This is a genomic window from Onishia taeanensis (assembly GCF_900100755.1).
Classification (GTDB): Bacteria; Pseudomonadota; Gammaproteobacteria; order Pseudomonadales; family Halomonadaceae; genus Onishia; species Onishia taeanensis.
Genome location: NZ_FNCI01000002.1, coordinates 116,728 through 140,450 on the forward strand (window position 1 = coordinate 116,728; position 23,723 = coordinate 140,450).

The window sequence follows — 23,723 nt, forward strand, 5'->3', positions numbered from 1 at the left end:
CCCGCTCACGGGCGCCTCGTCAGGCGCTGACCCTTCATGGCGCTCGCATTGCGCCGCCAGCCGCCAGGGAAGCCAGATGATGGACAACACCGCGGCCCTCGAGGCCCTCGATACGCTCACTCTCGCCACTCGGCTTGGCGAAGCCTGCCGGGCTCGTGGCGCGTCCGTGACCGCCGCCGAGTCCTGCACCGGTGGCGGTGTCGCCCATGCCATCACCGAGGTCGCCGGCAGCTCCGGCTATTTCGAGACCGGCTACGTGACCTATTCGAATGCGGCCAAGACGCGCCAGCTGGGCGTGCCGGAAGCGACCCTTGCCGCCCATGGCGCGGTCAGCCGCGAGGTGGTCCATGCCATGGTCGCCGGCGCCTGTCGCGATAGCGGCGCCAGCCTTGGCGTTGCCATCAGCGGCGTGGCGGGCCCCGGTGGCGGCAGCGAGGCCAAGCCGGTGGGCACAGTGTGGCTGGCTTGGGGAGACACCCACGCCCAGCAGGCCGTATGCCGACACTTCGAGGGTGATCGTCATGCGGTGCGCGAGCAGGCACTGCGGGCGGCGCTAGCAGGGCTGATCGTCCGGCTCGAGGCCGAGCAGGCGACTCAGGAAAAGTTCGCCGAGCGGTAGGCGCGGCCGATTTTTTTCTCCATAATACTGTGCAGTCATACAGTGCTTGGCTCCAGTATCGAGATCCAGCATTCAGAACTCATCGTTTTCCCTTTGATGACTCCAGGAGGCCATCCATGGCACAGGACGACAATCGCTCCAAGGCTTTGAACGCGGCGCTTACCCAGATCGATCGCCAGTTCGGCAAGGGCACCGTGATGCGCCTGGGCGACGCGCCGCGCGTGGTGATGCCTTCGGTTTCCACCGGCTCGCTGGGCCTGGATATCGCACTGGGCATCGGCGGGCTGCCGCTGGGCCGGGTCGTCGAGATCTACGGGCCGGAATCCTCGGGCAAGACCACCCTGACGCTGTCGGTAATCGCCCAGGCCCAGAAGCAAGGCAAGACCTGCGCCTTCGTCGACGCCGAGCACGCGCTGGACCCGAGCTACGCCGAGAAGCTGGGCGTCAACCTCGATGACCTGCTGGTCTCGCAGCCGGATAACGGCGAGCAGGCGCTGGAAATCTGCGACATGCTGGTGCGCTCCGGCGGTGTCGACGTGATCATCGTCGACTCGGTGGCGGCGCTGACGCCACGGGCCGAGATCGAAGGCGAGATGGGCGATTCCCACGTCGGCCTGCAGGCACGCCTGATGTCACAGGCGCTGCGCAAGATCACCGGCAACATCAAGAACGCCAACTGCATGGTGGTGTTCATCAACCAGATCCGCATGAAGATCGGGGTGATGTTCGGCAGCCCCGAGACCACCACCGGCGGCAACGCCCTGAAGTTCTACTCCAGCGTGCGCCTGGACATCCGTCGCACCGGCTCGGTGAAGCAGGGCGACGAGGTGACCGGCAACGAGACCCGCGTCAAGGTGGTCAAGAACAAGACGGCGCCGCCGTTCCGCCAGGCCGAGTTCCAGATCCTCTACGGCAAGGGCATCTACCATGCCGGCGAAGTGGTCGACCTGGGCGTGCAGTGCAACCTGGTCGACAAGGCCGGCGCCTGGTACAGCTACAAGGGCAGCAAGATCGGTCAGGGCAAGGCCAATGCCGCCCAGTACCTCGAGGACAACCCGGCGATCATGGAAGAGATCGAGAGCCAGATCCGCGATCAGTTGCTGGCCAAGGCCGAACCGAAGGATGACAAGGCCGAAAGCGAAGCCGTGGCCAGCGACGAGCTCGACGACAAGGCCTGATCCATGGCGTTCGAGTCCGGCAAGGCGACACGTGGCGGTGGCGGCGATCAGCCGTCACCCCGTGACGACGCCATTCGGCTGCTGGCGCGGCGAGAGTATTCCCGGTACGAGCTCGAGAGCCGCCTGTCAGCCAAGGGGCATGCTCACGGAGACGTGGCGGCCTGCCTCGATGCGCTGGCCGAGCAGGGCCTGCAGTCGGACGAGCGCTTCGCCGAGCACTTCGTGCGCTCCCGCATCCAGCGGGGCCAAGGCCCACGCAAGGTGCGCGCCGAATTGGATCAGCGCGGCGTGGGCCGGGACACGGTCGGCCGCGCCCTCGAAGATGCCGAGGTCGACTGGTATCAGCTGGCCGCCGAGACCCTGGCGCGTCGCTTCAGCGATCCCGGTGACGCACCCAAGGAGCGTGCCAAGCGCGAACGCTTCCTTGCCGGCCGCGGTTTCGACTTCGACCAGCTCAAATACGCCCTGTCCCATGCCTGGGACGCCAACGAGCTCGACTAGCCCGCGTTTCCCCCCTGAAAGTTTTCTGACGACTCGTTATACTCCAAGGTTTGCGACGACACCGGCGTGCCGTGTCGGTCCGCTTCGGCGGCCGCTCGCCCGCAGCGTCAACACGCTTATCGCCACGGACTTGATATGAAAAGCGCAGAGATCAGACAGGCCTTTCTGACCTTCTTTGAGGAGCAGGGACATTCCATCGTGCCGTCCAGCTCGCTGGTGCCGGACAACGACCCGACCCTGCTGTTCACCAACGCCGGAATGGTGCCCTTCAAGGACGTTTTCCTGGGGCGCGACCCGCGTCCCTATGTGCGCGCCACCTCGGCCCAGCGCTGCGTGCGCGCCGGCGGCAAGCACAACGACTTGGATAACGTCGGCTACACCGCGCGGCACCACACCTTCTTCGAGATGCTGGGTAACTTCAGCTTCGGCGACTACTTCAAGCGCGAAGCCATCCAGTTCGCCTGGACCTTCCTGACCGAGCGTCTAGGGCTGCCGGCCGACAAGCTGTGGGTCACCGTGCACATAAGCGATGACGAGGCCGAGCGCATCTGGAAAGACGAGATCGGCATCGATCCCGAGCGTTTCTCTAAGCTCGACGAGGACAACTTCTGGCAGATGGGCGATACCGGTCCCTGCGGACCGTCCTCGGAAATCTTCTTCGATCATGGCCCCGAGGTCTGGGGTGGCCCTCCCGGGAGCCCGGAAGAAGATGGCGATCGCTACATCGAGATCTGGAACCTGGTGTTCATGCAGTTCGATCGCGATGCACAGGGCAACATGAACCCGCTGCCCAAGCCGTCCATCGATACCGGCATGGGGCTCGAGCGGGTGGCTGCCGTGCTGCAGGGCGTTCACTCGAACTACGAGATCGACCTATTCCAGAACCTGCTGGCGGCCGCCGCCGAGGCGACCGGCCATCGCGATACCAGTTCCCCGTCGCTGCGAGTGATCGCCGACCATATCCGTTCCTGCGCCTTCCTGATTGTCGACGGCGTGCTGCCGTCCAACGAGGGGCGCGGCTACGTGCTGCGCCGGATCATCCGCCGTGCGGTACGCCACGGTCACAAGCTGGGCGCCGAGGGCAGCTTCTTCCATACCCTGGTAGCGGCGCTTGACGCTGAGATGGGCGAGGCCTATCCGGAACTGCGCCAGGCTCGCGCTCAGATCGAGACGGTGCTGGCCAAGGAAGAGGCGCAGTTTGCCCGTACCCTGGATCACGGCATGGGCCTTCTGACCGAGGCGCTTAACGCCCTCGAGGGCGACGTGCTGCCCGGCGAGACGGTCTTCAAGCTCTATGACACCTACGGCTTCCCGTATGACCTGACGGCCGACGTCTGCCGCGAGCGCGGCGTGTCTCTCGACGAGGCCGGCTTCCAGGCGGCGCTCGAAGCCCAGCGTGAACGGGCGCGTGCAGCCAGCCAGTTCGGCGCCGACTACGGCGTTACTCTGGAACTCGACGGTGAGACTGCCTTTACCGGCTACGACCGTCTCAAGGACGAAGCCAGGATCACCGCGCTGGTCGATACCGAAGGCAACGAGCTGGCGGCACTGGAAGAAGGCCAGAAGGGCGTAGTGGTGCTCGACCGCACGCCTTTCTATGCGGAGTCCGGCGGCCAGGTCGGCGATACCGGCTACCTCGTGGTCGATGGCGGGCGCTTCCAGGTCACCGACACCCAGAAACAGGCCGGCCACCACCTGCACCAGGGCGTGATGGTCGAGGGCAGCCTCGAGGTGGGCGCCACGGTAACGCCGACGGTCGATGCCAGCCTGCGTGCCGCCACGGTGCGTAACCACTCGGCGACCCACCTGCTCCATCAAGCGCTGCGCATGGTGCTCGGCGAGCATGTCCAGCAGAAGGGCTCGCTGGTCAGCGCCGAGCGTCTGCGCTTCGACTTCAGCCACCTGGAGGCGGTAACCGCCCAGGAGCTCGCCGAGATCGAGGCCATCGTCAATGCGCAGGTGCTGGCAAATGCGCCGACTCAGATCGAGAACATGACCCTCGACGAGGCCAAGGCCAAGGGCGCCGCCGCGCTGTTCGAGGCCAAGTACGCCGACAATGTGCGGGTGCTGACCATCGGCGCCGACGACTTCTCGGTAGAGCTGTGTGGCGGCACTCACGTGGCCCGCAGCGGCGACATCGGCTGCTTCCATATCATCGCCGAGACCGGCATCGCCTCGGGCGTGCGTCGCATCGAAGCCATCACCGGCGAGGCGGCCCTGGCCTACTTCCAGGGGCAGGAAGCACAGCTAACGCGGGTCGGCGAGCGCCTCAAGGCCAAGCCCGAGCAGGTCGAAAGCCGCGTCGAGTCACTGCTCGAGCGCAATCGTAGCCTCGAGAAGGAGCTCGAGCGCCTCAAGGCCAAGCTGGCCTCGAGCGCAGGTAACGACATGTTGAGCGACGCTCAGGACATCGCCGGGGTTCGCCTGCTCGCCAAGCAACTAGAGGGCGTGTCCGGCAAGGAGCTGCGTACCGTGATGGACCAGCTCAAGCAAAAGCTAGGCTCCGGCGTAGTGGTACTGGGGGTGGCCGATGCCGAGAGTGGCAAGGTCAGTCTGATCGCCGGTGTCACCAATGACCTGACTGGACGTCTCAAGGCTGGCGATCTCGTCAAGCACGTGGCCGCCCAGGTGGGTGGCAAGGGCGGCGGCCGCGCCGATATGGCGCAGGCCGGGGGTAGCGATCCCGAGGCCCTTCCAGGGGCCCTGGCCGGTGTGCCGGCCTGGGTAGAGGAGCAGCTGGGCTAGGCTACTCTCAAGGGGGTCGTGGGCTTTGCCCCGGCCCCCTTCTTGTTTCTCGCCCGACAAACGCGTTCTTTCCTTTCATCCTTTCACTTCAAGGCAATCGCATATGGCGCTATACGTACAGAAATTCGGTGGCACCTCGGTGGGCTCGGTCGAGCGCATCAAGGCCGTGGCCGAGAAGGTCAAACGTTTCCGTGACAACGGCCATCAGGTGGTGGTGGTCGTCTCGGCGATGAGTGGCGAGACCAACCGTCTGGTCGACCTAGCAAGCCAGATCAATGACGAGCCAACCCCGCGCGAGCTGGACATGCTGGTCTCCACCGGCGAGCAGGTCACCATCTCGCTGCTGGCCATGGCCTTGCAGAAGCTGGGCGTGCCGGCGACCTCCTATACCGGTGCCCAGGTCGGCATCCAGACCGACAGCGCCTATACCAAGGCGCGCATTCAGCGCATCGAGACCGACGATATTCAGTCCGACCTGGATGACGGCCAAGTGGTCGTGGTGGCCGGTTTCCAGGGGGTCGATGAGGAAGGCAACATCACTACCCTCGGCCGTGGCGGCTCCGATACCACCGGTGTGGCCCTGGCCGCTGCGCTGAAGGCCGATGAATGTCAGATCTATACCGATGTGGACGGGGTATACACTACCGATCCGCGGGTCTGCTCCAAGGCGCGCCGGCTGGAGACCATCACCGTAGAGGAGATGCTCGAGCTGGCAAGCCTGGGCTCCAAGGTCCTGCAGATTCGCGCCGTCGAATTTGCCGGCAAGTACAACGTGCCGCTGCGCGTGCTCTCGAGCTTCGAAGACGGCGGTAACGGCACCCTAATCATTGCTGACACAGATGACGAAGAGGATTCCATGGAAGAACCGCTGATTTCCGGTATCGCTTTCACCGCCAACGAAGCCAAGCTGACCCTGCTCAATACCCCGGACGTGCCGGGTGTGGCCTCGCGAATCCTCGGCCCGATCGCCGATGCCAACATCGAAATCGACATGATCGTGCAGAACGTGGCGCCGGCCGGCGACTACACCGACTTCACCTTCACGGTCGGCAAGGGCGACTACAAGCAGACCATGAAGATCCTCAAGGAGCAGGTGATTCCAGATCTGGGTGGCGGCGAACTGCGTGGCGATGACAATATCGCCAAGGTCTCGCTGGTCGGCGTCGGCATGCGTTCCCATGCGGGCATCGCCTCCAAGATGTTCCGCGTGCTGGCTGACGAGAACATCAACATCCGCATGGTCTCCACCTCCGAGATCAAGATCTCCGTGGTCATCGACGAGAAGCACATGGAGCTTGGGGTGCGTGCCCTGCACAAGGCCTTCGGTCTGGATAAGGATGATATTGAGCAAGAGTGATCGCCGCTGCTGACGCCGATCACTTTCGCTAGGCTATAGTGATGGTCACCACCCCAGGTGGTGGCCCACTTAACAGGTCGTGAGCGGTGTCGCAAAGGAAGAGCGTTTAGGAAGGGCGTTTGGCTTGAAGCCCTGTGTCGCGCATACTCTCGCATCGCTTGGAGATAAGCGTGCATATCCCGTTGCAAGAAGTCTGAAAAGGAGATCGGTCATGCTCATCCTGACCCGCCGTGTTGGCGAAACCTTGATGATTGGTGACGACGTCACCGTGACTGTGCTGGGCGTTAAAGGGAATCAGGTACGCATTGGCGTAAATGCCCCCAAAGATGTCGCGGTACATCGTGAAGAAATCTATCAGCGTATCCAGCGCGAGAATACCGAGGAAGACGGCGAGCAGGAGCCGTTGGCGTAATCCCCGGGACACCCGTGGCGTTGTTAGCCCCTGGTGTGAAGTAAGATGCCTGCATATGGTAAGCAGTGGTCGATAAAGTGTGGTAGGCTATCGCCGCTGGGTTGCAGGAGTGGTAGTAAAACACTCGGAGCCCGGCAAACCGTGATCAAGCGTTCGTTGTGAGTTTCAGACGTGTCCTGATCGCGGTAAGCGCAAAAAAGTTGCCAGAAGGGTTGGACAAACACCTTCAGAAACGGTAACATACGCGCCGTGTTGATGAGGGAGAGGTGGCCGAGTGGCTGAAGGCGCTCCCCTGCTAAGGGAGTATGGGGTTTATAGCCTCATCGAGGGTTCGAATCCCTCTCTCTCCGCCATTAACTGCGATTCGTCGCAGTGTCATCATCACAACGAAGATGCAGTGCACAAGCACGCGCCCGTAGCTCAGCTGGATAGAGTATCTGACTACGAATCAGAGAGTCGGAGGTTCGAATCCTCCCGGGCGCGCCATCTTCTCTCCAGCGTGAAAGTCATTTCTCGCCGGATGCTGGATTGCGGTCTAGATGGCTGTCTTCCAACACGAGCAATACCCGATACGCGCCCGTAGCTCAGCTGGATAGAGTATCTGACTACGAATCAGAGGGTCGGAGGTTCGAATCCTCCCGGGCGCGCCAGATTTCAACCCGTCCTTTCGAGGGCGGGTTTCGTGTTTCTAGCCTCGCTATCCTTCGGTAGTCCAGGCTCCTTCCGTCGTTTTTGATATAGCACTTGATTCCTTCTTGATACCGCCCCGGCGTTACCAGCCCACACTGGTGATCCAGGCATGATCCCTCATGCGTCGTCTCCATCGCGAGCGGTGCATTTTTTGCCTACCTCTTTTGATGCGTAGCATCGACCCGTTACTGCGCGCTCTTGGCGGTCAGGCTGTCGATGAAGGTCCTATACAAACCGCGCCCTACTCAAAGCGCTATTCAACGCCCTACTCTTGAACTCGGGTCTTGGCGCTTACTGAGTGCCGTATAGCCGGACTAGCGTTTGGCGCGACGGGGCGCGCGCTTGCCGGCGCCGTCGGGCGAGACATTCGGTGGCTGGCGGCTTGGGCGTGTTTCATTCCCAATGGAGTCACCGTGCCCGTCTAAAGTCGCTCTGTTTTTGGTGGTAATTTGACGATAAAGTGTCTATAAATTGTCATAACAAGAATTCAACAAGAGAGGACGCCAATGACCAGACTGCTGCTCAACGCCGATATGGGCGAAAGCTTCGGCCCCTGGAAAATGGGGCTAGATCACGAGGTCATGCCGGTCGTCGATCTGGCCAACGTAGCCTGCGGCTTTCATGCCTCGGACCCGGATACCATGCGTGCCACCGTCCGCCTGGCCGCTCAACACGACGTCACGGTCGGGGCGCACCCGGCGTATCCCGACCTGGTTGGTTTCGGTCGTCGCTCGATTGCCTGCTCGAGCGAGGAAATCGAGAATCTGGTGCTTTATCAGATCGGCGCGTTGGCCGCGATGTGCCGCGCCGAGGGGGCGCGGCTGGGCTATGTGAAGCCTCATGGCGCCCTCTACAACGACATGATGCGCGATCCTGCCAAGCTCGCCGCCGTGATGCGTGCCCTCAAGGCCTTCGATGCCGACTTGCCGCTGATGGTGATGGCGACCCGCGACCCCTCGTCGGCCCGTTCCTTGGCGGCAGAGCATGGCCTTACCCTGTGGCTCGAAGCTTTCGCCGATCGCGCCTACGATGCCGAGGGGCGGCTGGTCAGCCGCCGTGAGCCCGGCGCCGTACATCACGACGCCGAGGTGATCGTCGACCAGGCTAAGCGAATCGCCACCGGCGCGCCCCTCACCGCTTCCGACGGCAGTGAGCTGGTACTCGAAGCCGATACCCTTTGCGTGCACGGTGACAACCCGGAGTCGGTCGCCGCGGTCAAGGCGATCCGTCAGGCTCTGATGGATATCGAGGCCGCCTCATGAGGCTGCCCCGTCTCGAGAATGCGGGCGTGGATGCCTGGTTGGTGCGCCTCTTCGACAGCATCGATGAAGCCAATATGCCGTGGCTGATGGCGCTGTGTCGCCGCTGTGAAGACGCCTTCGGAACGGCGCTGGTCGATCTGGTGCCATCCTATACCACCCTGCTGGTGCACTATGACGCCGCGCGGCTCTCGGCAGATGAGGCCCGCAGTTGCTTGGCGAGCATCCTTGCCGACCTGCACCCGGATGAAGACGCCGCGGCAGGTGCCATCAAGGAGCTGCCGGTCTGGTACGACAAGAGCGTGGGTCCCGAACTCGAACGCCTGATGGCGGCCACCGGACTCGACCGCCAGGCGCTGGTCGAGCTGCATGCAGGCCACGAATACCGTGTCTTCGCGCTGGGGTTTGCGCCGGGTTTCGCCTTCATGGGCAGCCTCGATGAGCGCCTTGCAATGCCCAGGCTCGACACCCCGCGTCAGCGGGTGCCGGCCGGTAGCGTCGCGGTGGCCGGGCGCCAGACGTCGGCCTACCCGCGCCAGTCTCCTGGGGGCTGGAATTTGATCGGACGCACGCCGCTCACGCTCTTCGATCAGCACCGCGAGGAGCAAAGCTATCTGCAGGTCGGCGATCGGGTGCGCTTCAAGCCGGTGGATCGCGCCGAATTCGAACGCCTGGGCGGTGATACCCGACCCGTTGCCGCGACTCAGGAGGCGCGTTCATGAGTGAGATGGCAATCACGGGTGCCGATGCACTGCGCGTGGAGAAAGCCGGGCCACTGGCCACCCTACAGGATGCCGGGAGATTCGGCGTGCGTCGGATGGGCGTGACCCAGGGCGGCCCGGCCGACCTGCACGCCTTCGCCTGGGCCAATTACCTGCTGGCCAATGCCTGGGGCGCGGCGGCGCTCGAGATCACGCTTGGCGGCTTGGTCCTGGTCGCCGAGCGGGACCTGCGCTTGGCGCTGTGTGGCGCCGACCTGGGCGCCACTATCGACGACGAGCCGCTTGCGCCCTGGCAGGTCTTTACCCTGCACAAGGGACAGCGCCTGGCGTTCGGGACGCCGCAGGCCGGAGTGCGCGCCTACCTGGCCGTGCCCGGCGGTTTTATGGGCTCGCCGGTGCTTGGCAGCCTTGCCTGCGTGACCCGCGAGGGGCTTGGTGGACATAGCGGCGCGGGTACCCCGCTTGCTGAAGGTGAGCGCCTGTGCGTCGATGTCGACGCATTGGCCGGCGCCTCAGCCGGCCAGGCGCGAGCCGTGCCCATGAAGGAAAGGCTCGACTATTTGGCGCCGGCGGTGCTGGGGCTGATTCCCGGCGCCCAGATCGCCGACTTCACCGGGCCGAGCCTGTTTCGTGCCTTCCACGCCGAGTGGCAGGTCGATGCCCGGGCGGACCGAATGGGCGTGCGGCTTACCGGGCCAAGGCTCGAATGCCGGCTGGATGGCATGATCTCGGAGGGAATTGCGCTGGGGGCCGTGCAGGTACCGCCGGACGGTCAGCCCATCGCGCTGCTCAACGACCGCCAGACGGTCGGGGGCTATCCAAGGCTTGGCACCCTGACGCCCCTTGCCTGCTCGCGGCTTGCGCAGTGCAAGCCCGGGCAGGCGGTGCGCCTCGCTCCGGTGGCATTGGGCGCGGCGCAGAGCGAGTATCGACGCTTTCTCGCCGCCCTGCAGGCTTGAGGGGGCCGCCTGGCTCACGCTTTTCATGTGGCTTACGTCGCTCATGTCGCGAGGGCGGCGGCCGGTGGCCGGCAAGCCTGGTGAACGGCGCTTGCCGCCGGTGTGTGCTCGGCGAGGCCGGCCAGGAAAGGGTCCAGGCGAGTCTCGCGGCGCAGCGTCTGGAAGCGGCGGGCGGCTTCCGGGTCACGGGCGCGCATCTGATTCAGCCACTGCTTGAGCAACGAGACCACGACGCGTTCCGGAAGTGTGCTACGCTGCAATGCAGCATAGGTGCAGAGAATATCGGCACGAACCGCCCAGGAGGTGGCGGGTAGGCGCTCGTTGGTACGCTGCCAGTGGCGGATGCGCGGGGCCAGGAAGGGGTCGGCGAGGGCGCCGCGTCCCAGCATCACGTCCGGACACCCTGACAGGGTGCGCGCCTTCCAGTAATCCTCGAGTGTCCAGATGTCGCCATTGGCGATCACCGGGATGCGCAGGGCATGACGGATGCGCCCGATCCACTCCCAGTGGGCCGGCGGGCGATAGCCCTCGTCGCGGGTGCGGGCGTGTACCACCAGCGAGGCGGCGCCGCCTCGCTCGGCGGCCAGCGCGCAGTCTAGGGCGCGTAGGCGGTCAGAGAAGCCCAGGCGCACCTTGGCAGTGACCGGTACGGCGCCTTCCACGGCCTGATGCACGGCGGCCACGGCCCGCTCGAGGCGGCGCGGGTCGCGCAGTAGTGAGGCGCCGCCGTCGTGACGATTGACCGTCTTGGCCGGGCAGCCGAAGTTCAGGTCGAGGCTGACCGCCCCCAGGCTGACCGCTTGGCGCGCATTGGCGGCCAAGGCCGTCGGGTCCGAGCCCAGCAGTTGCAGGTGGACCGGAATGCCATGGGGTGTCGCGACCCGCGCCTGTGTCAGCTCCGGGCAGTGCTTGTAAAAGACGCGCGGCGGCAGACGCACGTCGACCACGCGCACGAACTCGGTCACCGTCCAGTCGAAGCCTGGGTGCTCGGTGAGCAGAGCGCGGGTATGGGCATCAATCACGCCTTCCATGGGCGCTAGGCCGATGCGGCCTTCATGTAGTAAATTAACTACGTTCTGCTCAACCATGGTGTCATTGCATTATTGGTAGGTTCAGGCAGGTTATTGTACCAGTCGAATAGCATGCCCAGGGCAGTCATGGTTGGGCGCGACCGAGCAAGGGGATTTTATATGCAAGACTCGCTGATGCAGGAAGGCCTGATGCTGATGGCGTTTGGGATGGGCTTCGTCTTCGTCTTCCTGACGGTGCTGGTCATCGCCACCACCGGCATGTCCAAGCTGGTTGCCCGTTGGTCGCCGGTGCCGGCCAAGCCCGAAGCCGCGCGCACGCCGGCGCCAGCGGCCGCCGCCCAGGATGACGATCTGATGGTCGTGATCAGCACCGCCGTTCACCGCTATCGCCAGCGCCATCGTCGCTAGGCAGGCGGTCATCACATCACGCCGCTCGCCAGACAGAATCAACGATAAAGACAAGGATAAGCCGTTATGAGTGAGACTCGACGCCCGTTGGGCATCACCGATGTGGTGCTGCGTGACGCCCACCAGTCACTGTTCGCCACGCGCATGCGTCTGGATGACATGCTGCCGATCGCCGAGAAGCTCGACCGTGTCGGTTTCTGGTCGCTGGAGTCCTGGGGTGGCGCCACCTTCGATTCCTGCATCCGCTATCTGGGAGAAGACCCCTGGGCCCGCATTCGCGCCCTCAAGGAAGCGATGCCCAATACGCCGCAGCAGATGCTGCTGCGCGGTCAGAACCTGCTGGGTTATCGCCACTATGCCGACGACGTGGTCGACAAGTTCGTCGAGCGCGCCCGCATCAACGGCGTCGATGTCTTCCGCGTTTTCGATGCCATGAACGACCCGCGCAACCTCGAGCGTGCCATCAAGGCCGTGCGTGCCAACGAAGGCCATGCTCAGGGCACCATCGCCTATACCGTGAGCCCGGTGCACACGATCGATGGCTGGGTCGAGCTCGCCAAGCAGATCGCCGACATGGGCGCTGACTCCCTGGCGATCAAGGACATGGCAGGCCTGCTGGCGCCCTATACCGCCTTCGAGCTGGTCTCCAAGCTCAAGAAAGAACTGTCGATCCCCATCCACATGCAGTGCCATGCCACCACCGGCATGTCCACGGCGACGGCCCTCAAGGCTGTCGAGGCCGGCATCGACAATATCGATACCGCCATCTCCTCGATGTCGATGACCTACGGCCACAGCCCCACCGAATCGGTGGTGGCGATGCTCAAGGATACCGAGCGCGACACCGGCCTGGATCTCGAGCTGCTCGAGGATATCGCGGCCTATTTCCGCGAAGTGCGCAAGAAGTACGCCGCCTTCGAAGGCTCGCTGAAGGGGATCGATTCACGGATTCTGGTCGCCCAGGTGCCCGGTGGCATGCTCACCAACATGGAAGGCCAGCTCAAGGAGCAGGGCGCCGGCGACAAGCTCGATGACGTGCTCAGCGAGATTCCTCGGGTCCGCGAAGACCTGGGCTTCATTCCGCTGGTGACCCCGACCTCGCAGATCGTCGGTACCCAGGCGGTGATGAACGTGATGATGGGTGAGCGCTACAAGTCGATCTCCAAGGAGGTTCAGGCGCTGCTCAAGGGCGAATACGGCTCCGCACCCTCCGACTTCAACCAGGACCTGCAGTCCCGGGTGCTGGAAGGCAATGAGCCGATCACCTGCCGTCCGGCCGACCGGCTGGAGCCGGAGTGCGAGCGCCTGACCCAGGAGCTCGAGGCCAAGGCCAAGGAAGAGGATATTCGCCTCGAAGAGGGCGAGCGGCGCATCGACGACGTACTGACCTATGCGCTCTTCCCGCAGATCGGGCTCAAGTTCCTCAAGAACCGCGACAATCCCGAGGCTTTCGAGCCGGCGCCCAAGGCCCCGGAAGCCGGTGTGCCGGCCACCAGCGCGCCTGCCAATTCGGGCGGCGGGGCGCCGGCGGCGGGTCCCGAGACCTACACCATTACCGTCAACGGCAAGCAGTATGTGGTCGAGGTCGCCGAAGGCGGCGAGATCGGCCAGGTTCAGGCCCAGGGTGACGCCGGCCAGGCGGCCGCTCCGGCTGCCCCAGCGGCGCCGGCCGCTTCCAGCGGTGAGACCGTCAGTGCGCCGCTGGCCGGCAATATCTTCAAGGTCAACGTCAAGCCGGGCGATCAAGTCGCCGAGGGCGACGTGGTGATTATTCTCGAGGCCATGAAGATGGAGACCGAAATCCGCGCGGCAAGCGCCGGCACTGTCTCTGCGGTCAATGTCAAAGAAGGCGACAGCGTATCCGTGGGTGATGCGCTGGTCGTCCTGTAAGGGCCCCGATTGATGGATAAACTGCTGACTCTCTGGTACGGCTCGGGACTCTACAACCTGAGCCTTGGGCAGGCGGTGATGATCGTCATCGGCCTGCTGCTGCTTTACCTGGCGATCCACAAGAAGTTCGAGCCGTTGCTGCTGGTGCCGATCGGCTTCGGCGGCATACTGGCCAACATCCCCGAAGCCGGGCTCGCCCTGTCCGCCGCCGAGCAGGCGGCGCACCTGGCGCGTCCCGAGGTATTGGGGCGCATGGCCGATGCGCTGGGGATGAACCTGGATCCGACAACGCCGATCGAGACCGCACGCCACGCCATCGCCTCGATGGTGCATGGCGATACGGCGCCGAACCTGGTGCGGGCCGCCCAGGACGTGGCTCAGGATGAGGGCTTCGCCAATGGCATGCTCTACAACTTCTACAGTGTGGCCATCGCGTCGGGCATCGCGCCGCTGGTGATCTTCATGGGCGTGGGCGCCATGACCGACTTCGGTCCGCTGTTGGCCAATCCGCGCACTCTGTTTCTCGGTGCCGCGGCGCAGTTCGGCATCTTCGCCACCCTGATCGGCGCGGTGGGGCTGACCTCGCTTGGCTGGATGGACTTCTCGCTCAAGCAGGCCGCCGCCATCGGCATCATCGGTGGGGCCGACGGTCCGACCTCGATCTATGTGTCGAGCCTGCTGGCGCCGGAGCTGCTCGGGGCCATCGCTGTGGCGTCGTATTCCTACATGGCGCTGGTGCCGCTGATTCAGCCGCCTATCATGCGGGCGCTGACCAGCGAAAAGGAACGCCGGATCGTCATGACCCAGCTGCGGCCGGTGTCCAAGCTCGAGAAGATCTGCTTCCCGCTGGTGCTGTTGATCCTGGTGGTGCTCTTCCTGCCGGATGCTGCGCCGCTGCTCGGCATGTTCTGCTTCGGTAACCTGATGCGCGAGTGCGGCGTGGTCGAGCGCCTGTCGGATACGTCACAGAATGCGCTGATCAATATCGTGACCATTTTCCTCGGCCTGTCGGTGGGCTCCAAGCTGATCGCGGATCGCTTCCTGGCCGTCGAGACCCTGGGCATCCTGAGCCTCGGCATCATCGCCTTCGCAATCGGTACCGCCTGCGGCGTGTTGATGGCCAAGCTGTTGAACACCTTCAGCAAGATGGAGATCAATCCGCTGATCGGCTCGGCCGGCGTATCGGCGGTGCCGATGGCCGCGCGGGTATCGAACAAGGTGGGGCTCGAGTACAACCCCCACAACTTCCTGCTCATGCATGCCATGGGCCCGAACGTGGCCGGCGTGATCGGCTCGGCGGTGGCCGCCGGCGTGATGATCAAGTACCTGGGCTGACTCGCGCGGTGACGACGCCGATGAATGAAAAAGCGGCGCCCTTAGGGCGCCGCTTTTTTGTGGCGGAAAGACGCCGGCTGGCGTCAGTCGCTCAGATGTTCGAGCTGTCCCTTGAGCCGGCTGTCCAGGGCACTGAGGTCCGTCTCTTGGTCGGCGGGCCAGCCCACGGTCAGCACGACGCCATCGGCGCCGTAGTCGGCCTGCTCGACGGGAATGTCTTGCTCACTGAGCCAGGAGCGGGCCTCGGCCTCGCCGGCGAAGCCGAGCCTCATGCGTAGCGGGGTGCGCTGGGTGAAGTCGCGGGTCGGCAGTGTCTCGAGCGCCTGAGCCACGGCCTTTGAATAGGCCCGTGCCAGACCGCCGGTGCCGAGCTTGGTGCCGCCGAAATAGCGAGTAACCACGCAGCCCACCTGGCCGATGTCGGCGCCCTCGAGCACCTGAAACATGGGGCGCCCGGCGGTGCCGCCGGGCTCTCCGTCATCCGAGAAGCCGATGGCCTGTTGCTCACCCGGCGGGCCGGCGATGAAGGCGCTGCAGTGGTGGCTGGCGTTGGGGTGGCGAGCCCTCGCCTCGGCCAGCAAGGCCTCGAAACTCGCCGTGTCCGGGGCGTAGCAGGTCCAGGTCAAGAAGCGGCTCTTCTCGACCTCGAGTTCGGTTTCGCGCCAGTTGCCAAGGGGGAGATCGGGAATCGGGTAGCGCATCAGGCCGCCTGTGCCGGCTGGCGCACCACGCCCATGACCAGGCCAAGCACCTGGATGTCGTCGTTCTTGAGAAAGATCGGAGCCATCGTCTCGTTGGCCGGCTGCAGGCGCACGCCGGACTTCTCGATGTAGAGTTTCTTCAGGGTGACCTCTTGGTTGTTGATCAGCACCACGGCGGTTTCGCCGTTCTCGGCGCTTTCCTGGCGCTCGATGATGATCACGTCACCGTCGAAGATATTGCAGTCGATCATCGAGTCGCCGCAGACCTTGAGCGCGTAGGTATTGCGTCGCACCATCCGCGACGGGATGAGCACGCTGGCCTGGTCGGGGCAAGCCTCGATGGGCAGGCCAGCGGCGACCTTGCCGAGCAGCTCGACCTCGACCATGTCGCTGGCCGTTATCTCCTCCCAGGCATTGCTGAGCGGCAGGTTGGGTAGACGGTGCAGATAATGCGGTGCGGTGTGCGGCATGATCCTTCTCCCTTGGCGCGACGTCGAGATGAGCCCAGGGCTCAGTAGCTGTTGTTATTTACAGTATTCTTGGCGGTGCCTATGCATCATAGCAAGGGCAGCGAGGCTCGCAAGAGAATCAGGCTACTACCGCCCCATGACAGGTCAATGCGACCTGCCGCCGCAAGCCCCATGCTGGCGAGAAATGGCCGCAGCGTGTACAGTGCCGAGCGGATTATCGACCCTGGGAGACCCCGTGAGTGCTCGCCTGCAAGCGCGAAACCTGAGCTGTGAACGCGATGGGCGCATGCTGTTTCGCGACCTTGATCTGGCGATCGGCCCCGGCGAACTGGTGCGTGTCGAAGGGCCCAACGGCAGCGGCAAGACCACGCTCTTGAAGATTCTCTCGGGACAGTTCGACGACTATCAGGGCGAGCTTCGCTGGGGCGATGCGCCGCTATCCCGTGTGCGGGAGGCCTTCCTGTCCAACCTCGTCTATTTGGGACATGCTACCGGCATCAAGGCGGCGCTGACAGCGCTCGAGAACCTTGCCTGGTATCAGGCGCTGGCCGGCGATACGGGCAGCGAGGCGTCGCGCCTAGAGGCGCTGCAGGCGGTGGGCCTCATGGGGTTCGAAGACCTGCCGGTGGCCCAGCTCTCGGCGGGACAGCAGCGCCGAGTGGCGCTGGCACGCCTCGAGCTTACACCGCGTCCGCTATGGGTGCTCGATGAGCCCTTCACTGCCATCGACAAGGCGGGCGTCGCTGCATTGGAGCAGCGCCTGCATGACCATGTCGCCGGCGGCGGTAGCGTGCTCTTGACCACCCATCATGACCTGACCGCTCAGGGGAGCGTGAAGCGCGTTCAGCTCGGTGAAGGAGGGGACGATGTCATCCTCTGACAGGGGCGCGTCGAGGGCGGTCGAGATGGTGGAGCCCCGCGGCGGTCTCGGCGTGGCCATGGCTGCCATCGTCAAGCGCGACCTGACCCTCGCCGCGCGCCGGCGCAGTGATATCCTGAACCCTCTGGCGTTCTTTGCCCTGGTTATCACGCTGTTTCCGCTTGGCATCTCGCCACAGCCGGCATTGTTGGCCAGCATCGCGCCGGGGCTTTTGTGGGTAGCAGCGCTGCTGGCGACGCTTTTGTCGCTGGACACGCTGTTTCGCGCCGACTTCGATGATGGCAGCCTCGAGCAGTTGCTGCTCGCGCCGCAGCCGCTGTCGGCGCTGGTGCTCGGCAAGGTCGCCGTGCACTGGCTGATGACCGGGCTGCCGCTGGCGCTGATGGCACCGCTGCTGGGCCTGCTGCTGGCACTACCGGCCGGCAGCTACGTGATTTTGTCGCTGTCACTGGCGCTGGGTAGCATCAGCCTGAGCCTGATCGGCGCCATCGGTGCCGCCCTGACGGTCGGCCTGTCTCGGGGCGGCGTACTGCTCTCGCTGCTGGTACTGCCGCTGAATATTCCGGTGCTGATTTTCGGCACCGGCGCCGTCCAGGCGGCCATCCTCGGCGACCCAGTGGGCCCGCACTTGGCGATCCTCGGCGCGCTGTGCTGCGGCGCGCTGATGCTGGCGCCCTTCGCCATCGCCGCGTCGCTGCGCATCAGTATCAACGGATAAGGAATTTCGGGGTATGTGGGCGTTCATTCACAAGGTCGGATCACCCAAGTGGTTTTACGCCATCAGCGGAAGGCTTCTGCCCTGGTGCTGGATCCTGGCGGTGGGCCTGATCCTCGTCGGCAGCCTATGGGGGCTCGCCTTTGCCCCGGCCGACTACCAGCAGGGCGACAGCTTTCGCATCATCTATGTGCATGTGCCGGCGGCCTTCCTCGCGCAATCGATCTTCGTTTCCATGGCGGTGGCGGCGCTGGTATTCATGGTCTGGAAGATCAAGGTCGCCGACATGGCCGCCGCGGTGATGGCACCGCTGGGCGCGGTGATGACCTTCGTGGCGCTGTTCACCGGCTCGGTGTGGGGCATGCCCACCTGGGGCACCTGGTGGATATGGGATGCCCGCCTGACCTCGATGCTGATTCTGCTCTTCCTGTATTTGGGCGTGATCGCCCTGCGCGGGGCCTTTGCCAGCCGCGACAGCGGGTCCCGGGCCGCCTCGGTGCTGGCCATGGTCGGCGTGATCAATATTCCGGTGATCAAGTATTCCGTCGACTGGTGGTACACCCTGCATCAGAAGGCCTCCTTCTCGATCACCTCGCGTCCCTCGATGCCGGTTGAGATGTGGTGGCCGCTGCTGCTGATGGTGGTGGGCTTCTATGCTTTCTTCATCGCCATGACGCTGATGCGGACCCGCAGCGAGATCCTGCGCCGCGAGGCCGGCAAGCACTGGGTGCGTGAACTCGCCGCGGGAGGAGCCTGATGGCCTTCGATTCCCTCGACGCCTTCTTCGCCATGGGCGGTTACGGCGCCTACGTGTGGTCGGCCTGGGCGGTCACGGCGCTGGCCATGGTCGGCAGCGTGGTGCATGCCCGGATCGAGCGCCGCGGCCTGCTGCGTGATCTTGAACGCCGGGCGCGCCGTGAGTCCGCCACCCAGAGGAAAGGCCGCGATGCATCCTAAGCGCAAGCAGAAGCTCTTCATCATTCTTGGCCTGATGACCCTGGCCGCGCTGGCGATCGGCCTGACCCTGTACGCCCTGCGCAGCAACATCAACCTGTTCTTCAGCCCTGTGCAGGTCGCTGCCGGCGAGGCGCCGGTCAACCGCACCCTGCGTGCCGGCGGCATGGTCAAGGAGAACAGCGTGGCCCGAGACGCCGATAGCCTGGATGTGACCTTCGTGATCACCGATTACGTCGAGGATCTCGAGGTACGCTACAGCGGCATCCTGCCCGACCTCTTCCGCGAGGGGCAGGGCGTGGTGGTGGTCGGCAAGCTCGATGGCGAGGGCCACCTGATGGCGAGCGAGGTGCTGGCCAAGCACGATGAGAACTACATGCCCCGCGAGGTCGCCGACGCCCTGAAGGCGGCCGGCTATTCCCCCGCCGACTATTCGTCCGCTGGCGGTGACAGCGCCCCCAAGGCCGGTAGCGCAAGCGACGCTGCCTACTGACCCGGAGTTGCCATGCTGATTGAGATGATTCCCGAACTCGGCCACTTCGCGCTGGTGCTGGCCCTGCTGATGGCCGTGGTGCAGGCGATAGTGCCGCTGGCCGGCTCAGCGACGCGCCGGCCGCTGTGGATGGCTTTCGCCCAACCCATGGCGGCGGGCCAGCTATTGTTCCTGCTGGTCGCCTACGTCTGCCTGACCGCCAGCTACCTGCTGGATGACTTCAGCGTCGCCAATGTCGCCAACAACTCCAATTCGATGCTGCCCTGGTACTACAAGGCCAGCGCCGTCTGGGGCAATCATGAGGGCTCGGTGCTGCTGTGGAGCCTGCTGCTCGGCGCCTGGGGGTTTGCCGTCAGTCTTTTCTCCCGAGACTTGCCGAGAGACATGCTGGCCCGGGTGCTGGGGGTAATGGGGCTAGTGAGCGCTGGCTTTCTGACCTTCGTGCTGATGACCTCCAACCCCTTCACGCGGGTGCTGCCGGTGCCGCCACAGGACGGCGCCGACCTCAATCCGCTGCTGCAGGACGTTGGCCTGATCATCCATCCACCGATGCTCTACATGGGCTATGTGGGGTTCTCGGTGGTGTTCGCCTTCGCCATTGCCGCCCTGCTCGGCGGCCGGCTGGATGCCGCCTGGACCCGCTGGGCGCGCCCCTGGACCAATATCGCCTGGGCCTTTCTAACGGTCGGCATCGCCCTGGGCAGCTGGTGGGCCTACTACGAGCTGGGCTGGGGCGGTTGGTGGTTTTGGGACCCGGTCGAGAATGCCTCCCTGCTGCCCTGGTTGGCCGGCACCGCGCTGATTCATTCGCTGGCGGTGACCGAGAAGCGCGGCTCCTTCAAGAGCTGGACCGTGCTGCTGGCCATCACCACCTTTTCGCTGTCGCTGCTCGGTACCTTCCTGGTGCGCTCGGGGGTGCTGACCTCGGTGCATGCCTTCGCCAACGACCCGTCGCGGGGCATGTTCATTCTCGCCTTGCTGGGTATTACCGTCGGCGTGTCGCTTGCGGTGTTCGCCCTGCGCGCGCCCCGAGTGAGCCATGCGGTGCGATTCAGTTGGCTGTCGCGGGATGCACTGCTGCTGATCAACAACATTCTGCTGGTGATCATGACCGTCACCGTACTGCTCGGCACCCTTTATCCGTTGGTGCTCGATGCCCTGAACCTTGGCAAGATCAGCGTCGGCCCGCCGTACTTCAATACGCTGTTCGTGCCGCTGACCGTGATCCTCTGCGTGTTCATGGGCCTGGGCCCGCTGTCGCGCTGGAAGGCCATGCCGGGCCGCGAGCTGGCCCGTCGCCTCGCGGTGTCGGGGCTCGGGGCGCTTGCCATCGGCATCGTTGCCCCGCTGATCTATGGCGGGGAATGGAATCTCTGGGTGTCGCTCGGGCTGGTGTCGGCACTCTGGGTGGTGCTGCCGCTGGTGCGTGACCTGATCGACAGGATGCGCCGGCAGGGCGCGCCGCTGGCTGCACTCAAGCGTCTGTCGCCGGCCTATTGGGGCATGGTGCTCGGCCATCTGGGGCTCGCCGTGACCATCATCGGCGTCACCGTGGTCTCGAACTACAACGTCGAGCGCAATGTGCGTCTCGACGTAGGCGAAAGCGTCAGCGTGGCGGGCTATGACTTCACCATGACCGAGCTCGGCCAGCAGCGCGGCCCCAACTACCTGGCCGATACCGCCACCATCGCCGTCAGCCGCGGCGGCGAGTCGCATCTGTTCACCATGCACCCGGAGAAGCGCGTCTATATCGCCCGGGGCATGCCGATGACCCAGGTCGCCCTGCGCCCCGGTCTCCTGCGCGATCTGTACGTGGCGATGGGCGAAGAGCTGGACGACGGCTCCTGGGCGCTGCGCATTCAGTTCAAGCCCTTCGTGCGCTGGCTGTGGCTCGGGGCGTTGCTGATGGCCGCCGGTGGGCTGGTGGCGGTGATCGACCGGCGCTATCGCCGGCGCGTCAAGGCCCGCAGCGCTCGGTCAGGGCGCGAGGGCACCGCACCTGATGGCGCATCACGGGCTGGCGCTGAGGAGGCTCGGGCATGAAGCGTCGTCTGTTGCTGGCCATTCCGCTGCTGCTGTTCATCGCCCTAGCGGCGCTGCTCTATCGCGGCCTGTCGCTGGATCCTTCATCCCGAGACTCGGCGCTGCTGGCGCGCGACTTCCCGGCCTTCAGTCTGTCCAGCCTCGAGGACCCCGAGGCGCGCCTGGATGCCTCGCTGCTCAAGGGCCAGGTGACCCTGGTCAACGTCTGGGGCGAGTGGTGCCCGACCTGCAAGCAGGAGATGCCGCAGCTGCTCGATCTCGCCGCGCGTGACGTGCGCTTGATCGGCGTCGACTACAAGGACAGCCGCGAGAAGGGCCGCGCCTTTCTCGAGGAGTTCGGCAACCCCTTCGAGGTCAACCTCTTCGACCCCGAGGGTGAGCTTGGCTTCGATCTCGGCGTCTACGGCGCGCCGGAGACCTTCCTGGTCGATGCCGATGGGGTGATCCGCTATCACCACACCGGCTATATCACTCCCGAGGACGTCACCGAGACCATCATGCCGGAGGTGCGCAAATGGCAATGACCGCTACCTCTCGCCTCGCGAGCCGCTGTCTCGGCCTTACGCTGCTCGCGGCGCTGTTGCTTGCACTGCTGATGGGGGCTTTCGCCGATCCGGCCCGGGCGGCGGTCGAAGTGCGCGACTTCGACTCCCCGGTGACCGCCGAGCGCTACCGCTCGCTGACCGGCGCCCTGCGCTGCCCCAAGTGCCAGAACCAGGCGATCGGCGATTCCAATTCGCCGGTGGCCAAGGACATGCGCGAGCGGGTCGCGGCGCTGCTGCGCGAGGGCCGCAGCGACCGCGAGATTCAAGACTTCATGGTCGCTCGCTTCGGCGACTATGTGCTCTACAATCCGCGCCTGGAGGATCGCACCCTGCTGCTGTGGGGCCTGCCCGCCGCCCTTACGCTGCTCGGCGGTGTCTTGGTGGCGCTGATCGTGCGCCGCCGACGCCGTGCATCGGCCCGCGAGCTCTCGGCCGACGAGCGCGCGCGCCTGAATGCCCTGCTCAATCGACCCCCTGATACTTCAGGAGATCACTGAATGACCCTACTCTGGCTTGCCCTGGCCGTATTGCTGCTGCCGGCGCTGTGGCTGCTGGCCCTGCCGCTGCGCCGCGCCAGTGCTTTCGCCACGGCCCAGCGCGACTATGAGGAGAGCGATCGCAGCGCCGAGCAGAACCTGGCGATCTATCGCCGGCGCCGGGCCTCCCTGGAGGCCGCCCGGGAACGCGGCGAGATCGATGATGCCCGCTTCGATGAGGATCTCCTGGAGCTCGAACGCAGCCTGCTCGAAGACACCGCCACCCAGGCCAGGCGCCCGCTCAAGCCTGCCGGCGCCGGCCGGCTGATGGTGCCGATCACCATGCTGGCGGTGGCCGTGGCGGCCTTCGCCTGGTACAGCCAGCAGGGTGCCACTGGTGATCTGGCCCTCTATGCCCTGCAGCAGGAGGTTCGCCAGGCCCCGAACGGCTCGCCGGCGATGATGATCAATCGCCTCGAAGAAGAAGCCACCCGCCAGCCCGACAACCCCAACGTCTGGGCCTCGCTTTTTCCGCTGTACCGTGACGGCGGGCAGCTTCCACAGGCCGAGACCGCCCTGGAACGGCTGATCGCCCTGGAAGGCCGCCAGCCGTCGCTGCTTGCCCAGCTGGCGCAGATTCGCTTCTTCGACGCCAACCGCACCCTGACGCCTGAGGTGCAGGCGCTGGTCGACGAGACCCTCGACAAGGACCCCCGCGAACCGACCATCCTCGGCATGCTGGGCATCGAGGCGTTCGACCATGGCCGCTATGAGGCCGCCATCGACTACTGGCGGCGTGCCGTGGCCGGCTTTAGCAACCCGGACACCGCCGAGTCGCTGCGCCAGGGCATCGCCGTGGCGAAATCGCGGCTGGGCCAGACAGCATCGAGTCAGGCTGCATCGGGCCAGGCAGCCACCAACCAGAGCGCCGCCAGCCAGCCGGCCGCCGCTGGCCCGGGTATCCGCGTGCGGGTTAGCTTGGATCCGCGCCTCGCCGAGCGGGTCGATGCCGGCGCCAGCGTCTTCGTGGTGGCCCGGGATCTGGCCGGCGAGAAGCCCCCGCTTGCCATCGTGCGCACCACGGTGGGCGAACTGCCGCTGACGGTACGTCTCGATGACGGTGACGCCATGAGCCCCATGGCCAAGCTCTCCCAGGTCGATCAGGCGCGCCTGGTGGTGCGGGTCTCGCCAAGCGGTCAGGCCGCGCCCCAGCCCGGTGACCTGGTCGGCGAGCACGCGGCGGTGCCTGTCTCAGCGGCAGGGGATGAAGACGCGGGCGCCCCGGTCGAGGTGACCATCGACCGGGTCGTCGCCACCAGCAACGAGGCCGACGACTAACC

24 protein-coding genes and 3 tRNA genes are annotated in these 23,723 nt (G+C 65.0%); 24 read left to right on the forward strand and 3 right to left on the reverse strand.

The window, feature by feature from the left end; all coding sequences use genetic code 11:
* Nucleotides 1–76 precede the first annotated feature (76 nt).
* The 12 genes from BLR71_RS03060 (at nt 77) to BLR71_RS03115 (ending at nt 10,442) form a co-directional block, all read left to right on the forward strand.
* A complete protein-coding gene (locus BLR71_RS03060) occupies nt 77–619 on the forward strand; it encodes a CinA family protein (RefSeq protein WP_092523029.1) in 543 nt (180 codons plus the stop codon).
* Nucleotides 620–735: 116 nt separating this feature from the next.
* Nucleotides 736–1,797, forward strand: coding sequence for a recombinase RecA (recA, locus tag BLR71_RS03065; RefSeq protein WP_092523031.1), 1,062 nt, complete (start codon nt 736–738; stop codon nt 1,795–1,797).
* Nucleotides 1,798–1,800: 3 nt separating this feature from the next.
* On the forward strand, nt 1,801–2,298 hold the full coding sequence (locus tag BLR71_RS03070; protein WP_092523033.1) for a regulatory protein RecX: 498 nt from the start codon (nt 1,801–1,803) through the stop codon (nt 2,296–2,298).
* Nucleotides 2,299–2,433: 135 nt separating this feature from the next.
* On the forward strand, nt 2,434–5,043 hold the full coding sequence (gene alaS / locus BLR71_RS03075; protein WP_092523035.1) for an alanine--tRNA ligase: 2,610 nt from the start codon (nt 2,434–2,436) through the stop codon (nt 5,041–5,043).
* A gap of 103 nt (nt 5,044–5,146) precedes the next feature.
* Nucleotides 5,147–6,400 carry an aspartate kinase gene (locus tag BLR71_RS03080; RefSeq protein WP_092523037.1) on the forward strand — a complete coding sequence of 418 codons (1,254 nt, stop codon included), beginning with the start codon at nt 5,147–5,149 and terminating at the stop codon, nt 6,398–6,400.
* Between the two features lie 211 nt (nt 6,401–6,611).
* Complete coding sequence (csrA, locus tag BLR71_RS03085) at nt 6,612–6,812, forward strand: carbon storage regulator CsrA (RefSeq protein ID WP_092523039.1); 201 nt, start codon at nt 6,612–6,614, stop codon at nt 6,810–6,812.
* Between the two features lie 260 nt (nt 6,813–7,072).
* A tRNA-Ser gene (locus BLR71_RS03090) sits at nt 7,073–7,165 on the forward strand.
* Between the two features lie 56 nt (nt 7,166–7,221).
* A tRNA-Arg gene (locus tag BLR71_RS03095) sits at nt 7,222–7,298 on the forward strand.
* 87 nt (nt 7,299–7,385) lie between these two features.
* Nucleotides 7,386–7,462 (forward strand) — tRNA-Arg (locus tag BLR71_RS03100).
* A gap of 546 nt (nt 7,463–8,008) precedes the next feature.
* A complete protein-coding gene (locus BLR71_RS03105; protein ID WP_092523040.1) occupies nt 8,009–8,764 on the forward strand; it encodes a 5-oxoprolinase subunit PxpA in 756 nt (251 codons plus the stop codon).
* Nucleotides 8,761–9,483: a 5-oxoprolinase subunit PxpB gene (pxpB, locus tag BLR71_RS03110; RefSeq protein ID WP_092523042.1), complete on the forward strand. Its 723-nt coding sequence runs from the start codon at nt 8,761–8,763 to the stop codon at nt 9,481–9,483. Before BLR71_RS03105 ends, pxpB begins: the two co-directional genes overlap by 4 nt.
* Complete coding sequence (locus BLR71_RS03115; RefSeq protein WP_217629306.1) at nt 9,480–10,442, forward strand: 5-oxoprolinase subunit C family protein; 963 nt, start codon at nt 9,480–9,482, stop codon at nt 10,440–10,442. Before pxpB ends, BLR71_RS03115 begins: the two co-directional genes overlap by 4 nt.
* A gap of 41 nt (nt 10,443–10,483) precedes the next feature.
* On the opposite strand, the gene BLR71_RS03120 is transcribed toward BLR71_RS03115, so the two are convergent.
* On the reverse strand, nt 10,484–11,473 hold the full coding sequence (locus BLR71_RS03120; RefSeq protein ID WP_092523043.1) for a tRNA dihydrouridine synthase: 990 nt from the start codon (nt 11,471–11,473) through the stop codon (nt 10,484–10,486).
* 159 nt (nt 11,474–11,632) lie between these two features.
* Between BLR71_RS03120 and BLR71_RS03125 the strand changes: the two genes are divergently transcribed.
* The 3 genes from BLR71_RS03125 to BLR71_RS03135 all read left to right on the forward strand — a co-directional run bounded on the left by BLR71_RS03125 (nt 11,633) and on the right by BLR71_RS03135 (nt 15,106).
* Entirely contained in the window at nt 11,633–11,881 is a 249-nt protein-coding gene (locus BLR71_RS03125; protein ID WP_092523045.1) for an OadG family protein, read from the forward strand.
* A gap of 66 nt (nt 11,882–11,947) precedes the next feature.
* Nucleotides 11,948–13,771: a sodium-extruding oxaloacetate decarboxylase subunit alpha gene (gene oadA / locus BLR71_RS03130; RefSeq protein WP_092523046.1), complete on the forward strand. Its 1,824-nt coding sequence runs from the start codon at nt 11,948–11,950 to the stop codon at nt 13,769–13,771.
* A gap of 12 nt (nt 13,772–13,783) precedes the next feature.
* Nucleotides 13,784–15,106, forward strand: a complete 1,323-nt coding sequence (locus tag BLR71_RS03135; protein ID WP_092523048.1) for a sodium ion-translocating decarboxylase subunit beta — start codon at nt 13,784–13,786, stop codon at nt 15,104–15,106.
* Nucleotides 15,107–15,189: 83 nt separating this feature from the next.
* On the opposite strand, the gene BLR71_RS03140 is transcribed toward BLR71_RS03135, so the two are convergent.
* Together BLR71_RS03140 and BLR71_RS03145 are read right to left on the reverse strand one after the other, a co-directional pair.
* Complete coding sequence (locus BLR71_RS03140) at nt 15,190–15,807, reverse strand: IMPACT family protein (protein ID WP_092523050.1); 618 nt, start codon at nt 15,805–15,807, stop codon at nt 15,190–15,192.
* A complete protein-coding gene (locus BLR71_RS03145) occupies nt 15,807–16,277 on the reverse strand; it encodes a LexA family protein (RefSeq protein ID WP_092523051.1) in 471 nt (156 codons plus the stop codon). Before BLR71_RS03145 ends, BLR71_RS03140 begins: the two co-directional genes overlap by 1 nt.
* Before the next feature lie 235 nt (nt 16,278–16,512).
* Between BLR71_RS03145 and ccmA the strand changes: the two genes are divergently transcribed.
* Genes ccmA through ccmI form a run of 9 tightly spaced genes read left to right on the forward strand, consistent with a single transcriptional unit; the run spans nt 16,513 to nt 23,721 of the window.
* Complete coding sequence (gene ccmA / locus BLR71_RS03150; RefSeq protein WP_092523053.1) at nt 16,513–17,157, forward strand: cytochrome c biogenesis heme-transporting ATPase CcmA; 645 nt, start codon at nt 16,513–16,515, stop codon at nt 17,155–17,157.
* Nucleotides 17,144–17,875, forward strand: a complete 732-nt coding sequence (gene ccmB / locus BLR71_RS03155) for a heme exporter protein CcmB (RefSeq protein WP_092523055.1) — start codon at nt 17,144–17,146, stop codon at nt 17,873–17,875. The genes ccmA and ccmB overlap by 14 nt, the downstream gene beginning before the upstream one ends.
* A gap of 13 nt (nt 17,876–17,888) precedes the next feature.
* Nucleotides 17,889–18,629, forward strand: coding sequence for a heme ABC transporter permease (locus tag BLR71_RS03160; protein WP_092523056.1), 741 nt, complete (start codon nt 17,889–17,891; stop codon nt 18,627–18,629).
* Nucleotides 18,629–18,829: a heme exporter protein CcmD gene (ccmD, locus tag BLR71_RS03165; RefSeq protein ID WP_092523058.1), complete on the forward strand. Its 201-nt coding sequence runs from the start codon at nt 18,629–18,631 to the stop codon at nt 18,827–18,829. The genes BLR71_RS03160 and ccmD overlap by 1 nt, the downstream gene beginning before the upstream one ends.
* On the forward strand, nt 18,819–19,319 hold the full coding sequence (ccmE, locus tag BLR71_RS03170; protein ID WP_092523059.1) for a cytochrome c maturation protein CcmE: 501 nt from the start codon (nt 18,819–18,821) through the stop codon (nt 19,317–19,319). Before ccmD ends, ccmE begins: the two co-directional genes overlap by 11 nt.
* Before the next feature lie 12 nt (nt 19,320–19,331).
* A complete protein-coding gene (locus tag BLR71_RS03175) occupies nt 19,332–21,362 on the forward strand; it encodes a heme lyase CcmF/NrfE family subunit (RefSeq protein ID WP_092523061.1) in 2,031 nt (676 codons plus the stop codon).
* Nucleotides 21,359–21,886, forward strand: a complete 528-nt coding sequence (locus tag BLR71_RS03180) for a DsbE family thiol:disulfide interchange protein (RefSeq protein ID WP_092523062.1) — start codon at nt 21,359–21,361, stop codon at nt 21,884–21,886. The genes BLR71_RS03175 and BLR71_RS03180 overlap by 4 nt, the downstream gene beginning before the upstream one ends.
* Entirely contained in the window at nt 21,883–22,404 is a 522-nt protein-coding gene (locus BLR71_RS03185; RefSeq protein WP_092523560.1) for a cytochrome c-type biogenesis protein, read from the forward strand. Before BLR71_RS03180 ends, BLR71_RS03185 begins: the two co-directional genes overlap by 4 nt.
* Complete coding sequence (ccmI, locus tag BLR71_RS03190; protein WP_092523064.1) at nt 22,405–23,721, forward strand: c-type cytochrome biogenesis protein CcmI; 1,317 nt, start codon at nt 22,405–22,407, stop codon at nt 23,719–23,721.
* Nucleotides 23,722–23,723: the final 2 nt, after the last annotated feature.

Excerpts from the sequence above, each read along its gene's own strand:
- BLR71_RS03115 (WP_217629306.1), top strand. The coding sequence starts at position 9,480 with ATGAGTGAGATGGCAATCACGGGTGCCGATGCACTGCGCGTGGAGAAA.
- BLR71_RS03185 (WP_092523560.1), top strand. The coding sequence starts at position 21,883 with ATGACCGCTACCTCTCGCCTCGCGAGCCGCTGTCTCGGCCTTACGCTG.
- BLR71_RS03105 (WP_092523040.1), top strand. The coding sequence starts at position 8,009 with ATGACCAGACTGCTGCTCAACGCCGATATGGGCGAAAGCTTCGGCCCC.
- BLR71_RS03160 (WP_092523056.1), top strand. The coding sequence starts at position 17,889 with ATGTGGGCGTTCATTCACAAGGTCGGATCACCCAAGTGGTTTTACGCC.
- csrA (WP_092523039.1), top strand. The coding sequence starts at position 6,612 with ATGCTCATCCTGACCCGCCGTGTTGGCGAAACCTTGATGATTGGTGAC.
- pxpB (WP_092523042.1), top strand. The coding sequence starts at position 8,761 with ATGAGGCTGCCCCGTCTCGAGAATGCGGGCGTGGATGCCTGGTTGGTG.
- alaS (WP_092523035.1), top strand. The coding sequence starts at position 2,434 with ATGAAAAGCGCAGAGATCAGACAGGCCTTTCTGACCTTCTTTGAGGAG.
- BLR71_RS03135 (WP_092523048.1), top strand. The coding sequence starts at position 13,784 with ATGGATAAACTGCTGACTCTCTGGTACGGCTCGGGACTCTACAACCTG.
- ccmI (WP_092523064.1), top strand. The coding sequence starts at position 22,405 with ATGACCCTACTCTGGCTTGCCCTGGCCGTATTGCTGCTGCCGGCGCTG.
- BLR71_RS03060 (WP_092523029.1), top strand. The coding sequence starts at position 77 with ATGATGGACAACACCGCGGCCCTCGAGGCCCTCGATACGCTCACTCTC.
- BLR71_RS03120 (WP_092523043.1), bottom strand. The coding sequence starts at position 11,473 with ATGGAAGGCGTGATTGATGCCCATACCCGCGCTCTGCTCACCGAGCAC.
- ccmE (WP_092523059.1), top strand. The coding sequence starts at position 18,819 with ATGCATCCTAAGCGCAAGCAGAAGCTCTTCATCATTCTTGGCCTGATG.
- BLR71_RS03180 (WP_092523062.1), top strand. The coding sequence starts at position 21,359 with ATGAAGCGTCGTCTGTTGCTGGCCATTCCGCTGCTGCTGTTCATCGCC.
- BLR71_RS03140 (WP_092523050.1), bottom strand. The coding sequence starts at position 15,807 with ATGCGCTACCCGATTCCCGATCTCCCCCTTGGCAACTGGCGCGAAACC.
- BLR71_RS03080 (WP_092523037.1), top strand. The coding sequence starts at position 5,147 with ATGGCGCTATACGTACAGAAATTCGGTGGCACCTCGGTGGGCTCGGTC.
- ccmD (WP_092523058.1), top strand. The coding sequence starts at position 18,629 with ATGGCCTTCGATTCCCTCGACGCCTTCTTCGCCATGGGCGGTTACGGC.
- ccmB (WP_092523055.1), top strand. The coding sequence starts at position 17,144 with ATGTCATCCTCTGACAGGGGCGCGTCGAGGGCGGTCGAGATGGTGGAG.
- recA (WP_092523031.1), top strand. The coding sequence starts at position 736 with ATGGCACAGGACGACAATCGCTCCAAGGCTTTGAACGCGGCGCTTACC.
- BLR71_RS03175 (WP_092523061.1), top strand. The coding sequence starts at position 19,332 with ATGCTGATTGAGATGATTCCCGAACTCGGCCACTTCGCGCTGGTGCTG.
- BLR71_RS03145 (WP_092523051.1), bottom strand. The coding sequence starts at position 16,277 with ATGCCGCACACCGCACCGCATTATCTGCACCGTCTACCCAACCTGCCG.
- oadA (WP_092523046.1), top strand. The coding sequence starts at position 11,948 with ATGAGTGAGACTCGACGCCCGTTGGGCATCACCGATGTGGTGCTGCGT.
- BLR71_RS03125 (WP_092523045.1), top strand. The coding sequence starts at position 11,633 with ATGCAAGACTCGCTGATGCAGGAAGGCCTGATGCTGATGGCGTTTGGG.
- BLR71_RS03070 (WP_092523033.1), top strand. The coding sequence starts at position 1,801 with ATGGCGTTCGAGTCCGGCAAGGCGACACGTGGCGGTGGCGGCGATCAG.